General features: G+C 34.2%; 7 protein-coding genes and 2 pseudogenes. 5 read left to right on the top strand and 4 right to left on the bottom strand.

The genetic code is table 11. The annotated features are described in order from the left end of the window. The first annotated feature begins 391 nt into the window (after positions 1-391). Positions 392-2,248 carry a precorrin-3B C(17)-methyltransferase gene (cobJ, locus tag RINTHH_RS00505; RefSeq protein ID WP_008231549.1) on the top strand — a complete coding sequence of 619 codons (1,857 nt, stop codon included), beginning with the start codon at positions 392-394 and terminating at the stop codon, positions 2,246-2,248. A gap of 1,468 nt (positions 2,249-3,716) precedes the next feature. Here the strand turns inward: cobJ and RINTHH_RS00500 are convergent. Both RINTHH_RS00500 and RINTHH_RS00495 read right to left on the bottom strand, forming a co-directional pair. Beyond that, positions 3,717-5,132: a cobyrinate a,c-diamide synthase gene (locus tag RINTHH_RS00500; RefSeq protein ID WP_008231547.1), complete on the bottom strand. Its 1,416-nt coding sequence runs from the start codon at positions 5,130-5,132 to the stop codon at positions 3,717-3,719. Positions 5,133-6,011: 879 nt separating this feature from the next. Continuing rightward, the gene (locus tag RINTHH_RS00495) at positions 6,012-7,262 is read right to left on the bottom strand and encodes a methionine gamma-lyase family protein (RefSeq protein WP_044304272.1); all 1,251 of its coding nucleotides are present in this window, start codon (positions 7,260-7,262) and stop codon (positions 6,012-6,014) included. A 107-nt stretch (positions 7,263-7,369) separates the two neighbouring features. On the opposite strand from RINTHH_RS00495, the gene RINTHH_RS00490 reads away from it, so the two are divergent. The 3 genes from RINTHH_RS00490 (at position 7,370) to RINTHH_RS00480 (ending at position 11,349) form a co-directional block, all read left to right on the top strand. Then, positions 7,370-8,188: an acyl-CoA desaturase gene (locus RINTHH_RS00490; RefSeq protein WP_008231543.1), complete on the top strand. Its 819-nt coding sequence runs from the start codon at positions 7,370-7,372 to the stop codon at positions 8,186-8,188. A gap of 502 nt (positions 8,189-8,690) precedes the next feature. Beyond that, positions 8,691-9,767, top strand: coding sequence for a fatty acid desaturase (locus RINTHH_RS00485; RefSeq protein ID WP_008231541.1), 1,077 nt, complete (start codon positions 8,691-8,693; stop codon positions 9,765-9,767). Positions 9,768-10,341: 574 nt separating this feature from the next. Beyond that, positions 10,342-11,349: a fatty acid desaturase gene (locus RINTHH_RS00480; protein ID WP_008231539.1), complete on the top strand. Its 1,008-nt coding sequence runs from the start codon at positions 10,342-10,344 to the stop codon at positions 11,347-11,349. A 552-nt stretch (positions 11,350-11,901) separates the two neighbouring features. On the opposite strand, the pseudogene rlmN reads toward RINTHH_RS00480, so the two are convergent. Further along, positions 11,902-12,986: pseudogene (gene rlmN / locus RINTHH_RS00475) on the bottom strand (23S rRNA (adenine(2503)-C(2))-methyltransferase RlmN). Between the two features lie 712 nt (positions 12,987-13,698). Here rlmN and pdxA point away from each other — a divergent pair. Next, positions 13,699-14,747: pseudogene (pdxA, locus tag RINTHH_RS00470) on the top strand (4-hydroxythreonine-4-phosphate dehydrogenase PdxA). A gap of 502 nt (positions 14,748-15,249) precedes the next feature. Here pdxA and RINTHH_RS00465 read toward each other — a convergent pair. Continuing rightward, positions 15,250-15,744: an SH3 domain-containing protein gene (locus tag RINTHH_RS00465; protein WP_008231528.1), complete on the bottom strand. Its 495-nt coding sequence runs from the start codon at positions 15,742-15,744 to the stop codon at positions 15,250-15,252. Positions 15,745-15,928: the final 184 nt, after the last annotated feature.

The raw sequence follows: 15,928 nt of genomic DNA, 5'->3' as shown, positions 1-15,928 counted from the left end.
CCAAAATAGAATAAGCAACAAAACCCAATAGCGAATTGAGGAAATTTTTCCTAAAAATAATTGATTCTATGGATTTTAATTTATTAATCAAAAAACTAAATTTTTCAAGAACTCTATTTAAAGACTGAATTTTTTTAGTAAAAAGAAATAAAATAAAAGAAATATTAGGACTTGAAAGCATTAGACGTATTATTTTTAAGAATTCAAAAATAATACGAAAAAATGGAGGTAAAACTATTATTTGACAGTCTTATAAGTAATGTATAAGGCTTCCCCATTAGTAATTCTCTATCATTCTGATTTAAGGATTATTGAAATTGTAGGTAAACATGGTGTGAGATAATATGACATAATTGTTAGTTGTGCAGTTTTACCAGGTAAGACAAATTTGTTGTTAGCTGACTTTTCACCCTTTGCTATCATTGCCACTAGTCTCGCAGGTGTTAAAACAATCCAAAAACTAGATATAGAAAACACAGAAATATGGGTTCCAGAGTCTTTACAGGAACTCAGAGGCACTAGGGTTTATAGAGAATCTCTAAAAAGTCACCTGGCAAACTTATGGCAATATCACCGAGCATTTATATTTTGTTTAGCAACTGGCGCAGTGGTTAGGTTAATTGCACCTTTATTGCAGAACAAATCTATTGATCCAGCAGTAGTCGTAGTGGATGAATCAGGTAAGTTTTCAATTAGTCTATGTAGCGGACATCAGGGGGGTGGAGACAATTTAGCTAGATTAATTGCTACCCAAATCCCTGATTGCTTACCTATTATTATGGGTAGTGCAAATAATTTAGATCTGCCAGGAATAGATATCTTAGGTGTCCCTTTCGGTTGGAATCGAGGTGAAGGAGATTGGACAGGAGTAAGTGCGGTTGCCGCCTGTGGTGGAAAAATTCAGGTCATTCAAGAAGTTGGTTCTAAACTTTGGCAAAATCATCTTCCTGATAGTCATCCCTTTGATTTTGATGAGTCTAATAATTCTCAGGGGCAAATCTTCATTACTGCTAGTTCCCCACTAATTCCTTTGCCTCTTTCCTCTTCATCTTTACCTTCAGTATACTGGCACCCAAAAGTATTATGGGTTGGGATTGGCTGTGAACGGGGTGTTTCTCAGAAGCTTATTTCTACAGCCATAACTGAGATATTTAAACAAAGTAGCCTATCTGAGGCTGCAATTGCCGGTATTGCCACGATTGATTTAAAGTGTGATGAGGTTGGTTTACTTGAGTTTTGCCAGCATAGGAATTTACTTTTACTAACTTACTCAGCCGAAGTTTTGCAAACTGTAGCTGTACCAAATCCTTCAAATGCTGTAGAGAGTGAGGTCGGTACACCAAGTGTAGCCGAGGCTGCGGCTTTATTAGCTCAGAAACAAGACCGGGAGGAAGGTCATTTAATAGTACCCAAGCAAATTTTTAGGCTTTCCGGGGAATTGGGAGCAGTAACAGTGGCTGTAGCACAGGGAAAACAGGAATATATTGGTAGTAATGGCAAGATATTATTGGTGGGTATGGGACCCGGAAGCCTATTGCAGATGACACCTGCAGCGCGAGGAGCTATAAGTGTTGTAGATGTAGTAATTGGATATGGTTTATATATTGATCTAATTACACCCATATTAAGGCCAGGACAGATTATTGAAACCTTACCAATTAGCCATGAAAGAGAAAGGGCAAATAGGGCAATTGAGTTAGCAGAGTGGGGGCTAAATATAGCGGTTGTATCTTCAGGAGATTGTGGAATTTATGGTATGGGGGGTTTAGTATTAGAAGAATTGAAAAATCGTGGTTGGGATGGAAAGGTTCCGGAAATTCAGGTTTTTCCCGGATTGACTGCCTTGCAGGCAGCAGCAGCACGGGTGGGTACTCCATTAATGCATGATTTTTGTGCCATTAGTTTAAGTGATCTGTTGACACCCTGGGAACTGATAGAAAAACGGCTAGAAGCTGCTGCTTTAGGTGATTTTGTTGTAGCTTTATACAATCCACGTTCCCAAAATCGTACCCAGCAATTAATCATAGCCAGGGATATTTTTTTGAAGTACCGAAATAGAAATACACCAGTTGCATTAGTAAAGTCTGCATATCGAGAAGATGAACAGATTATCTTAACAACTATAGAAAAATTATTACCATCATCTGTAAACATGTTAACCACTCTATTAATTGGAAATCAAAGTACTTATATGTATGAGAATTGGATGATTACCCCCCGTGGTTACTCAGGTTTTAAAAATATCTAATTCACATTTATAATCAATTACAGAATGAAGAATATGAGTGTGTTGAAGGTTAATCGGGAAGTGTAATAAAATTGATTATTTGATCACCTATAATTTGGATTAAGAGAATCAACAATGGGTGAACTTATTGATTTCACATTGTTGTCTAATTATTATGAACTCCATAGATATCTTTTAATGATAAAACCAGTATTTTTAATGAATTTATGACTGGTTATTTTTGGACCTGAATTCACGAGGCAGTTTTGCAAATGAATACAATGAATTCATTGAAGGTATACCTATATCCTAAGAACTATCATCATTCAAGATAGATAAGGGAATCTCATTATTCACTTACTATATCAAAAAATGAACAATGAGATTTTATATATTCTTATACTTTGCAAATTTATAAAGCTTTTCATAATCCTGTGTAGTATTAATATTTTATTTTCTTTGAGCATGGGATTGGGTATACACCGGCTAATGTTCATTTTTATGCTTTCTTGTATAAAGCTGGATACAGTTGTATAACCAGCTTTATATTAAATATACTTTTAAAAGTGACACTATTTTAATAGCAATTGCCATTTAGTATTAGGTGTTTAGTTTAGCAGCATATTTAATAAAATATTAAATATGCTGCTAAAGAATATACAATTACAAACATCCCATTACAATGGTAAATTATCATGAATAGTTAGTAGATTTACAAATGATATTTCATTTAAAAAAAATATATTAGTCTTTCTCAAAAAATTTAGAAGAGATTTATAAACAATTGAAAAGATAAAATTAGAGAAAAATGTATAGAAAATTGGACAATCTATAAAGGCAATTGATATTCTATCATCAAACCAAATCAAGATTACTGTCAAGGTATCAAAGAGGAAAGAGAAAATTATTACAAATTAAATATTGAGTAGAGTTTCAAACATATACAGATAAAATATATTTATTTTTTATAAAAAATAAATATATTAACAATAGAATATTTAAATCTCTCTTACTCTATTAAATCACTATATCAGTAGCCTTAGCTGAATATATGCTTGCGCTTTTGACTAGCTTTCTGCTCTCTCTTGTTATTCAATCTGTGAGTTGATTATAAATTCCAAATATTTTTAAGTTTAGTATTGAATCATTGAAACATACAAAATTATTCATGGAATTTGATGTATGTTTTACAACCTTAATTACTGAAGTTAATTTAAGCCCTAAAATTCGGTTCAAACTCGAAGTTTTTGAAGTTGAAATTGGTATTATACAACTAGCTATGTCAATGACGAGAGACTATTTTGAGTTATTAGCCATTTTTAAAGCTCAATCCCATCTCAATTCCGTAAAAAACTCTAGAAGATTTTGTCGGCACTTGAAGCTTAGCCAGAAGTAAGTTAGATAAGATATTCAGAGCCTTACACAATTTCTATCATCATAGAGTTATAAATTCAATGAAAAGATCAATTCCATATCTTCTGATCAGGATTTATTTTTCATATTTCATTTTTTCCTTATCGTTAGCCATATAACAATAATCAAGAAATCGTCTGGGTATTTCCAAATTTGCTCCCCAATGCAGATGAATATAGGAAGCATGTAGTCGAAAATCACCTGTTAACCCTTCATAACCTGTAATTTTCCGGCTGTTATAGCAATAAGTTTGAAATAAGGGTTTATCTGTATTATTAACCAAACTAGAATAATGAAATTCATGCCCAAAAATAGTTCCCCCCACAGATATTAAAGGACTGTCTTCCAGAGCAACTGCACATCGATAACCTAAAGTTAGACGTTTCCCCATTTGTGATGTGTGCGGCAATACTCCTACCATAGGCCATAGGTTACCTTCACAATCAATAATTGATTCACATAAGTACATCAAACCACCACACTCAGCAATTGTGGGTATTCCTGACATAAGTGCGACTTTTACTGACTTAAGGGCATTAATATTTGTTGACAAGGAAGAAGCAAATATTTCTGGAAAACCACCGCCAAAATACATTCCATGAATATTGCTTGGCAATTCTGTGTCTCGTAGAGGACTCCAGTAAATTAACTCAGCACCCAATTGTTTTAGTAAATCTAAATTATCCTGATAGTAAAAATTAAAGGCCAGATCGTAGGCAACAGCAATTCTTATTGTTGTTGCCTGGTGCTTGGTAATTAATGCTTGATTATAGCTGATATATGGGAAATTTTTAAATTCAGATTGCAAGAGAGGCAATAATTTTTCCCACTCAAAGCAACAATCTCCTAAATGAGCGAATTTTGAAATCATTTCACCGACCTGAGGAAGTTCATTGATAGGAATTAACCCAAGATGGCGATCAGGTATTTGGATATTATCCTGTTGTCGTAGTACTCCTAAAATCGGTAAATTTAGGGTTTCTAAAGCATCAGTTAACAACGATAGATGGCGATCACTCTTTACTCGGTTGAGAACTACTCCTACAATATTAATTCGAGTGTCTAAAGTACAATAACCATGAGCAATCGCAGCTACAGAACTAGAAAGACCACTACAATCAATTACTAGCAATATTGGTAAGTTTAACAATCGAGAAATATGTGCTGTACTAGCAAAATGATTAGGGGATTCTTGGCTATCATATTTCTTAACCCCATCAAATAAACCCATAGCCCCTTCTACCAATCCATAATCTACTTCCTGCATATAGATATGGAAACATTCTTGAATATAAATTTCTGAAGTAAGTATAGGGTCTAAATTACGACAATGATAACCCGTGATATGTCTATGAAACATCGGGTCAATATAGTCTGGTCCTACTTTGAAAGATTGTACCTTTACACGGCGTTTATGTAAGGATGCCAGCAAGGCAAGAGTTACCGTTGTTTTACCAACACCACTGCTAACACCAGCAATAATCAGACTCATACTAATGCTTGTTCTAATATGAAATATGGGTAAAAGATGAATTTGAGATAAGGATACATAAAATATTTTAATTAAAATGACATAGTACCATTTGGGATTGTAGGAGTAAATTAGTAAATTGATATGATTTGACTTAGAATTACGTGTTTTTCACAAAAATATATTGGCAGCTATAAATATTATGATAGATGGGCTTATTTAGGAGTTTTTAAATGAAGAAAAGTCTCAACCTAACTGGTACAGTCAATATCATAATAATTTATACATTAAGAGTCTCTTGCTGTACAAAATTCTGGGTCAGTTTTCAAACCCATTGACAGTATGCACTTGTTCTGATTAATACTGGAGTCAGTATGCAGTTACATTCTTATGAAACCAGAGGTCATAGGCAATCAGTAGATAGATAATACAAATGGTAAACATTGGTAAATATCTAAACAGAAAGTAGATGATGCAAGTAATAAGTCTGATTAAATAGAATAGAGAAGTCTTTAAAGTTTATTTATTAAAGTTAATCACCTTAATATAACTAACAAGTAAATTCCCTATGAACAAGCTTTGTTAGCATAGTTATGAAAGGAATTATTGGCCAACTCTTATGATAAATTATTGTGGATTTTTTTACACCTCGAGTATCACCTATGATGTTGATTGGTGATTTTGGAACTTTCAAAATCACCAATCTTTTATGGAATCTTCACTGAAGCTTACATGAAAAATAGCCGGATCACTTTTATATTCAAGGAAGATACCAGGCAGTCATAAGCATGGTTCTTATCTAAGCTGATCCCTTAAACTGATAATTCATTAAATCATTTGCGATTTCTACTTTTTGTATATGCTGAGCCATTAGTTTAAAAAGGAAACTTAGGAAAATCTTTACCTTATGTTTCTTAGGTTTTCATTTGCACCCAGCACATTAATTATAGTTTCCAATGCAATTGCAATGTGAGTCCAATGAGTCCCTCCCTGACAGTATACTACATAAGGCTCTCGTAGAGGTCCATCTGCAGAGAACTCTAGGGTACTCCCCTCAATAAATGTTCCTCCAGCCATAACCACTTGGCTTTCATATCCAGGCATTTTATGGGGAATAGTATGTAGATAAGAATCAATGGGAGAATTATTCTGGATAGCTTTACAGAAAGCAATTAGTTTCTCTGCAGACCCTAATTCAATCGCCTGAACTAAATCTCTCCTAGGTGTGAAAGGTGTGGGATTCACAGGATAACCAAGTTTATCAAAAACGTAACTTATAAGATGAGTACCTTTAATCGCCTCACCAACCATTTGTGGTGCCAGGAATAACCCTTGGAATAGTAGCCGCAGTTGGTCAAAAGTAGCACCTCCAGCACTACCAATTCCTGGTGCAGTAAGACGACAGGCTGCTGCTTCGACTAAATCGCTCCTACCAGCTATATAACCTCCAGCAGTAACAATTGTTCCTCCAGGATTTTTAATAAGAGAACCTGCCATTAAATCTGCTTTAACATGTGTGGGTTCTATGGTTTCTACAAATTCCCCGTAGCAGTTGTCTACAAAGCATATAGTATTAGGATTTTGTTTTTTGACAATTTTAATAATGCGTTCAATTTCTGCAATAGACAAACTTGACCGCCATGAATACCCGCAAGAACGTTGAATTAAGACTAAGCTAGTATCATCATTGACTGATTGACTTAAAGACTGCCAATCTATAGTCCCCTGAGGAGTAAGGTCTAACTGTCGATAATTAATACCAAAATCTATAAGTGAGCCTTGACCGTGACCTCTTAGACCAATTACTTCTTCTAATGTGTCATAAGGTGCTCCAACCACAGATATCATTTCTCCACCAGGACGGAGAACCCCAAATAAAGCACAAGCAATAGCATGAGTTCCAGAGACAAATTGCACCCTGACTACCGCATCTTCTGCACCCATGATTTGAGCAAAGACCTTATCTAGAATTTCTCGTCCTAAGTCGTCATGACCGTAACCCGATACCCCTGTAAAATGATGTGATCCTACATTATTATAACGAAAGGCATCTAGTACTCTTTGAAGATTCTGCTTGACCTGAGCGTCAATACCATAAAAAATCGGTAACAGTTCCTTTTCTGCTTGCTGCAGCTGTTCCAAGCTGTTCATTAGTATTTTGTCTACAAAAACTACTTGCGGATTAACGGGATGAAGCGCCCAGACTAACCAAGCCAACGCGCACACTTGAATGAAAATTTCATAACTTGGGTTACTAAATGATCATTACCACATCAACTAAACGTTCAATTAATTGGGTGAATACTCTATTCTTCGTTATTGTACACACCGGAGCCATATTTGCCTTTTTCCCTCAGTTCTTCAGTTGGAAAGCAGTGGGAATTGGTCTACTTTTCTACTGGATTACAGGCGGCTTAGGTGTCACCCTTGGTTTTCATCGCTTGGTTACACATCGTAGTTTTCATTCTCCCAAATGGTTAGAGTATTTATTGGTGCTCTTTGGTACTATTTCCTGTCAAGGGGGTCCTATTGAATGGATCGGCACCCACCGTATTCATCACCTGTACTCAGATCAAGAGAAAGATCCTCATGATTCTAACCAAGGTTTCTGGTGGAGCCATATGGGCTGGTTAATTTACAATAGGCATGACTTGTCAGAACTACCTAAATTTACAAAGGACATTTCTGAAGACCTAGTTTACCAGTTTTTGGAAAAAAATATGATACAGCTGCAAGTATTACTTGGGATTGGACTACTTTTTTGGGGCGGTTGGTCTTTTGTATTTTGGGGTGTTTTCGCCCGTATTGTTTGGGTGTGGCACTGCACTTGGTTGGTTAACAGTGCAACACATAAGTTCGGTTACACTAGTCATGAATCCAGTGATAAATCAACAAACTGCTGGTGGGTTGCTATCCTAGTTTTTGGTGAGGGTTGGCATAATAATCACCATGCTTATCAGTATTCCGCACGCCATGGTTTGGAATGGTGGGAGGTTGACCTAACTTGGATGACCATTCAATTCCTAGAATTGCTTGGCCTTGCTAAGAATATCAAATTAGCTAAGAAATATGACTAATTTAATAATTAGTTGCAGATAAAATTCATTATTTTCTCCTGGCTTCTACTTCTGGATTATCTTGACTCGATATTTGCAAGTTTGCCCATTCATACTAAAAGTTTAGACTAAATTTTAAATTTTAAAGAAACTTGCCCAAAAGCAATTATAGCTTAGAGTCCAGGAGTTGAAAGCCATGAAGCATTAATATTATTTAAAGGATACTTAAGTATTTTGTATTTTTCATCCGACTTAATTAAATTGATACTAAGGCAAACTATTAAAGACAACTTGACAACTAAACTATTAGCTTATAGCAACAACTTAGTATATTTGTCTTGCAAATACTTGTAAACCACTCACAAGGGTAATTTTGATTTATTGATATGATGATGTGTAAAAGTTCTCATTTAAGTTAAGAGAATTAGTTGGATATGCTAAAGTAGCTTAGACTGATATAATTAGGAACGCCAGTACTCCGGGAATATTACCGAATTTTGAGTTCCGCTTTTTTTAGGTGTTCATGACTACATCAATAATAAACAGCCACAATCAACCCCTAAAAGTTGAAGTTTCCGATTTGAAGTTGCAAGATATTGTTAAGAGCCTGCCCAAGGAATGTTTTAAAATAAGTCCTTTTAAGGCATGGGTGGAAGTCATCATCAGCGTACTAATGGTTTCCTCGGGATATTTTACTTTAGCAGTTGCACCTTTATATCTTTTGCCTTTAGCATGGGTTTTTACTGGTACAGCACTGACAGGTTTTTTTGTTATTGGTCATGATTGCGGTCATCGGTCTTTTTCTAAAAGTATCTGGGTGAATGATTTAGTTGGATATATTATGTTTATGCCTTTGGTTTATCCATTTCACCCTTGGCGAATTTGTCATAACCACCATCATAAACACACCAATAAATTAGATGAGGACAACGCCTGGCATCCTATAAGACCTTATGTCTTCGAGAGATGGAGTAAACCAGAGCAATGGAGTTATAAAATACTACTGCTAAATCGCCTTTGGTGGCTTGCTTCCATAGGACACTGGGCTGTTACTCATTTTGACTGGCGAAAGTTCCGTAAACAAAACCAAAGAGATGTAAAGGTGTCTGTAGCAGTGGTAGTCTTATTTGCTGTGACCACTTTCCCTGCAATCATCTCTACAATGGGAATTTGGGGGTGGGTAAAATTCTGGTTTATACCATGGTTAGTTTACCATTTTTGGATGAGTACCTTTACTTATATACATCATACAGCACCTGATGTACCTTTTAAAACATCTGACAAGTGGAACCAAGTTTTAGCACAGTTAAATGGTACTATTCACTGCAATTACCCACGCTGGGTAGAATTCCTTTGTCACAATATCAATGTCCACGTACCCCATCATGTATCCACAGCTATCCCCTCTTACAATTTGCGTTTAGCATATATTAGCCTACAGGAGAAGTGGGGTGGTTATATACGTCCAGAATGCAATTTTTCATGGACATTAATAAAGCAATTAACAGATACATGTCATATTTATAAGACAGATTTTGGCTATCAGTCTTTTGATGAGTACTATACAGAAAAAGGGAGCAAATCCCAAGCTCCAAATTAAAATCATAATAATTATCTGGGAATTTATACATGAAATCATGTATTAACCAAATAAAATTCCAGCTGGTATTGCCAATCATCATTGTTTTTGGTTAGATACTGCATTTCAATGCTAAATCTACAGATTACAATGAGAAAATAGTAACCTAATAAATCCAATAATCCCATCTCAAGAATAATGTTGATGTTTGGTTTTAGGGTTTAGAGGAACTAAAACCTCAAGGAACAAAATTAAAACTTGATAGGATATTTAGGAATGTATAAATAATAGAGGCTTTTTCTGTTTTTTATTAGGTTTGATTAACTTGCTACTATATGAAACTATCTAAAACTATTTTTAAATAAATATCATGAATATATAATACTTTCAATATTCAGTAAAATGACTTATGGACTCTTCTAAAATCCGTGTAGAAGTTATTCCGAGTGATTAGAACGATACAACTATTGTTACTCAGTAAGCTCCTGGACCAGAAGTATTAAATTGTTCTAAAGTTTATTAGCTAAAGACTACAAGTCTAGTCTAATACAATTGATTTGTTTCAGAATATTAATAGTATGTTTTTAAGGAAGTAATGACATTACCCTTTTCCTTAAGTGATATCAAAGCAGCAATTCCCTCAGAATGTTTTGTTCCCAACATAGGGAAGTCCTTTTTATTCTTTTTTCGTGATGTAGCAATAATTGCCCTACTATATTTAATTGCATTTAGGTTGGATTCTTGGTTGTTATTCCCTATTTTTTGGGTTATACAAGGTACAATGTTCTGGGCCTTATTTGTAATTGGACACGATTGTGGACATCAATCTTTTTCACGTCATAAATGGCTGAATGACCTGATAGGGCATATTTGTCATATACCAATTTTGGTTCCCTACCATGGATGGAGGATTAGTCATAAAACTCACCATAAAAATACTGGACATTTAGATAATGATGAGAGCTGGTATCCAGTATCGGAGTCAGATTATAATAACATGCCTGTAGCTCAAAAGATAGGACGTTATTATCTATTCCTATTTGCTTACCCCATATATCTATTTAGGCGTTCTCCTAATAAGGAAGGATCCCATTTCTTTCCTGGTAGCCCATTATTCAAACAATCAGAGAAGTGGGATATTATTACAAGTAGTGTTTTATGGTTTGCGATGGTGTGTTTACTTGCTTCCTTTGCATATCAGTGGGGATGGGTATGGTTGCTTAAATACTATTTAGGTCCCTATATTGTATTTGTGATTTGGTTAGATTTAGTTACTTTCTTGCATCATACAGAGATAGATATTCCTTGGTATCGTGATGAAGAATGGACATTTCTTAAGGGTGCATTGTCAACTATTGATCGTAATTACGGATTTATAAACCATATTCACCATGATATTGGGACCCATGTTGCTCACCACATATTCCTAAATATGCCACACTACAATTTAAAAAAGGCTACTGAGGCAATCAAACCTATTTTAGGTGAATATTTTCGGAAGTCGGAAGAACCTATTTGGATCTCTATGTGGCATTCTTGTATTAATTGCCACTTCGTTCCTAATACTGGGAATAAGGTTTATTATAGCTCAAATAATAAATAAGATTTGAAAATAAGTAGTTCCAAAACCTGGTTCTCCAACCAGGTTTTTATTAATTACCTATAAGCTTATTTATGTTATCAGAACTACAATTATTAGCTTCAAATTGTATCTAATTTTGTCTAGAAATTAATTTGATAAGACTTTTATCTAAAATAGATCCTACTCACAGTGATTGTTTAATAATAATATAATGATGAATACTAAGAATTCCAGAATATACTTGAATTGATAACCAAAGTTGCCACCAGTTAATTAAACTCTTGATACGGAATGACATCAATTTAGAGTAGATATAGTTCTCTATTATCTGAACCAATATTTTACTAGCGGTAACCATATTGACTTTATACATCAGTCAAATAATCATACTTACACTATTTTGAAAGAATATGGTCTTTCATATCAAGAGTATCTTCCTCCAAGCTCTAAAATTATTAGAGTATAAGAGTTATAGACAAATATTCCAAGTAGTGTAATCTATAACAAAAAATATACCCAATTTCAAAAGTCTTGACTTAGTTTAACCGTGAATGTTTTTTTAACAAAATCAAATTAATTATTTCTATTAATAACTCGTAATTGTCCGCAAGCCGCATCTGTTTCTAAACCGCGGGAATAGCGTATACTATAATTAGTATTATATTTTTTAAGAATTTGCCCAAAGGCTTGAATCTGATTATTGCTGGGACGTTGGTAATTAACCTCGGAAATTGGATTATAGGGGATTAGATTGACATGATTTTGAAATCCTCGTAAACATTTTGCTAACTCGGCTGCATGTTCAGGAAAATCATTAAAACCTGAGATTAGTATATATTCGAAAGATACACGTCTGCCAGTGGTTTTCACATACTCCCGACATTCATTCAATAGGTCGTCAATTTGATAACGGCGCGCACTAGGAATTAACTTTTCCCGTAGAGTTTGATTAGGTGCGTGAAGACTGACTGCAAGAGTAACTTGTAGTAGGTATTGGGATAGCTGATAAATACGTCCTGGGATACCAACAGTAGAAAGAGTGAGGTTACGTTGCCCGATACCTATATCTTGATTCAGGCAGTAAATTGCTCTTAAAACATTATCTATATTTAGTAAAGGTTCTCCCATCCCCATGAATACAATATTACTTACCCGTTTCTGAAAATCTTCTTGGACAGTTAATACTTGGTCTATAATTTCGTGAAGTTCCAAGTTACGTTTATAACCACCTTTGCCTGTAGCACAGAAATCACAAGCCATTGGACAACCTACTTGGGTAGATATACAGACAGTAAGTCGAACTAGAAGATTATAGTTTTCCTTTTTTGTTGATATTTAAAGGTTGGAATACCTACAGTTTCTATTATTTCCCCATCTTGCAGTTGCAATAAATACTTAACAGTGCCATCAGTGGCAACAGAACGATGATATAAATGAGAGCGCCCGATAGAGAACCCCGATACTTGCAATCGCCACTTTTTAGGAAATACTGGGATATCTAAGATTGATCTGATGCCTTGACGGTAAATCCAATCGTGCAATTGTTTACCTCGATAAGCTGGTTGACCATATTCTTTTACCCATACCCTTAACTCCTCTAAACTTTTACCTAGTAGGGGTTGAGGGAAAATCTCATTAGGTTGTGAAGTGATAAACATAGTAAGGGAAAAAATGAAGAAACTTAAACCTAATTAACAACAAAATATATCTGTTTGTCAAAATGGATAATTTTGTTAGATGTTAGACACATAAATTATTATTAACTATTCAGATCAAAATATTTACAAGAAGCTTTTAATTGTATGGTCAGATTATTCAGAGGTGCAGTTACACTGTTTTGGTATAGGTATGGTTTTTAGGAAAATTTTTATTTCACTCATCTGAAGTATGTTGTATTTCAAATAATTTAACCGAAATATATATAATTTCAATCATGAATTTAAGCGACCGTACAAGCAAACCCGGTACAAATATTATTTACTTAATACCTTAGACTTCAAAATTACTTGATTAAAATACTAGTATAACTTGGAATTTGGGCTTATGAGCAGATTTTGTTTATATACTTTCAATTAGGAACAGCTCTTATTGTAGATCCATCTGGGTTTAATGAAGATATTTGAATCCCAATTAAAATATCAGTATAAAGCTTTTAAATACTATTTATTTAGCACTATGACTTTGATATTTCGCCCCGATTTTCCTGATTTGCAGTCTAAAATAAAATCTAACTTATTAGTTTTTTCTTTCCTCAAATTTTGCTAAACACTCATTAGTATTAATGTAATCCTGAGACTTTCAGATAATTTATGAATTTTGATTTCACTATACTATCGAGGTATTATTAATAGGATAAAAATCATAGCTTAAATGTCAAATTATAAAATGCGCCCGCGTCTGGCTGTCACAATGGGAGATCCAGCAGGAATTGGTACAGAAGTTATTTTAAAGGCCTTAGCAGATCCCTATCTTCAACGCAAGGATGAAATCATGATTGTGGGTAGTAGAGATTTAATTGTGGAAAACTATAAAAGATTAAATTTGTTGAGGAAAGGAGTACCACTAGCAAATCTAGAAAATTTATCCGTTTTGGATGTTCCATTAAATAAAAAATAAAATCAAATATTACCCTTGGCAAAGGAAATAAAGCTAGTGGTGCTGCTAGCTTTGCCTATATAGAAACTGCGATAGCTTATACCTTAAATGGAGAATTTGATGGTATTGTTACCGCACCTATTGCTAAATCAGCGTGGAAGTCAGCAGGATATGATTATCCCGGTCAAACGGAATTGTTAGCAGAGAAGGCTGGTATCAACAAATTTGGGATGCTATTCGTTGCCCAATCACCCCATACAAACTGGATATTACGTTGTTTGCTTGCTACAACCCACATTCCCTTGAATCAAGTACCTCAGGTTTTAACACCAGATTTAATGAGCGAGAAGCTGGATTTGTTAGTTGAATGTATAGAAAATGACTTTAGAATAAAAAATAGTAGGATTGTAATTGCTGGTTTAAATCCCCACAGTGGAGAAGGGGGCTTACTAGGAAATGAAGAACAAGATTGGTTAATACCTTGGTTAGAAGAGCAGCGCCAGCAAAGACCACACTTGCAACTACTGGGTCCTACTCCCCCAGATACCATGTGGGTAGAACCAGGTAAAGCTTGGTATGGCAGAAACCAAGAAGAATCAAAGATAGCAGATGGATATATGAGTTTATACCATGATCAAGGCTTAATTCCAGTGAAGTTAATGGCATTTGACCGTGCTGTTAATACAACTATTGGTTTGCCTTTTATTCGTACCTCACCCGATCATGGTACCGCATTTAATATTGCTGGTCAGGGAATAGCTGATTCAACTAGCATGAAAGCTGCAATTCAATTGGCCTTCGAGTTAATTTCAGAAAAGAAGTAGTAGATCGATGTTTGTATCTACTCAGCGGTAAATAAAATAAGAATTTATGCAATTGATAAATTCACTATTTGGATATTATTATGGGTATTTTTTGAGCAATTGATCAAATAAAATTGCTATAAGTTATTTACGTAATTATTGAAAATAATAATTTGTTACCAGCTAAGTTAAAATTTTTGTAGATAAAGATTTTATTTGTTTTAATCGCTATAGTACCAAATTTTCTAATTGATAAATTAGGTAAGATAATAAGTAAATTAAAAATTAAGGAGATTATAAAAACTCTGTCTCTATAAGCAAATAATAAAATATTGGAAATAGTAGATAATAAAATAACTGGTGGAAATAATGTGATAGTTTCGACGTAACTTAGAATATTAAGTTAAAATATTAAAATTCTATTTTTATATAAGAGTTATCTTAAATTAACATCAATTAAAATTCATATTGCCTAGTAGTAAGCATCAAACAATCATTGGAACTCTCAAATAGATACATTTGTTTAGTCTACTGCTCTTGTATTACCCGATTTTACCCAACCTTCTTGTTGTGTAGAATTTATACGGATTTTTTGCCAAGCTTTATCGTTACTTTCTTCCAAAACAATCACCTTTCCATTAAAGGCTACACTACCTATGTGCTTAGCATTCTTATCAGCTGTTTCCCGTATACTTAATCCTTCGGGCCATGTGACACGAGCCTTATAAGTTCCTAAGGCCATTATTTCTGGTGATTCATATTCTTGCTTATTTGGGTATGGTTTAGGTATGATTGGGTAAGTTTTTTTGAATTTGGTGATTTTATCTGAAGTATTTTTATTATGTTTTTGTTTTAATAAATTAGCATTTACTGCTGATTTATCATTACTAAAAATAGGTTTGTCTGGGCGGATTGAAGTTCTATTCATTAAATACAAAGCAACTGCAAAAATACTACCAAATAAAATGGCAATTGCTAATAAAAAACCTAATGTATATTTAAGTATGTTGGAAAACATATTTACCTCCTATAAATATATAAACAGGGAAAATAAATTATAAGAATATTAGTCAACAGCAATAATAATAGAAACTGATACTATTATATGACTGATTCCAGAATTAATTTTAATATCTAATGGAAATCAATTATACCCTTACAGAATTAATTCTAAAGAATTAAGAGCTGAGATCTTAAATGAA

This window comes from Richelia intracellularis HH01, from assembly GCF_000350105.1.
In the GTDB taxonomy this organism is placed as follows: domain Bacteria; phylum Cyanobacteriota; class Cyanobacteriia; order Cyanobacteriales; family Nostocaceae; genus Richelia; species Richelia intracellularis.
This window is presented reverse-complemented; position numbering and strand designations above follow the sequence as displayed.

Bases quoted from the DNA above. Each gene is read 5' to 3' on its own strand.
- RINTHH_RS00480 (WP_008231539.1), top strand. From the start codon at position 10,342: ATGACATTACCCTTTTCCTTAAGTGATATCAAAGCAGCAATTCCCTCA.
- RINTHH_RS00465 (WP_008231528.1), bottom strand. From the start codon at position 15,744: ATGTTTTCCAACATACTTAAATATACATTAGGTTTTTTATTAGCAATT.
- RINTHH_RS00500 (WP_008231547.1), bottom strand. From the start codon at position 5,132: ATGAGTCTGATTATTGCTGGTGTTAGCAGTGGTGTTGGTAAAACAACG.
- RINTHH_RS00490 (WP_008231543.1), top strand. From the start codon at position 7,370: ATGATCATTACCACATCAACTAAACGTTCAATTAATTGGGTGAATACT.
- RINTHH_RS00495 (WP_044304272.1), bottom strand. From the start codon at position 7,262: ATGAACAGCTTGGAACAGCTGCAGCAAGCAGAAAAGGAACTGTTACCG.
- RINTHH_RS00485 (WP_008231541.1), top strand. From the start codon at position 8,691: ATGACTACATCAATAATAAACAGCCACAATCAACCCCTAAAAGTTGAA.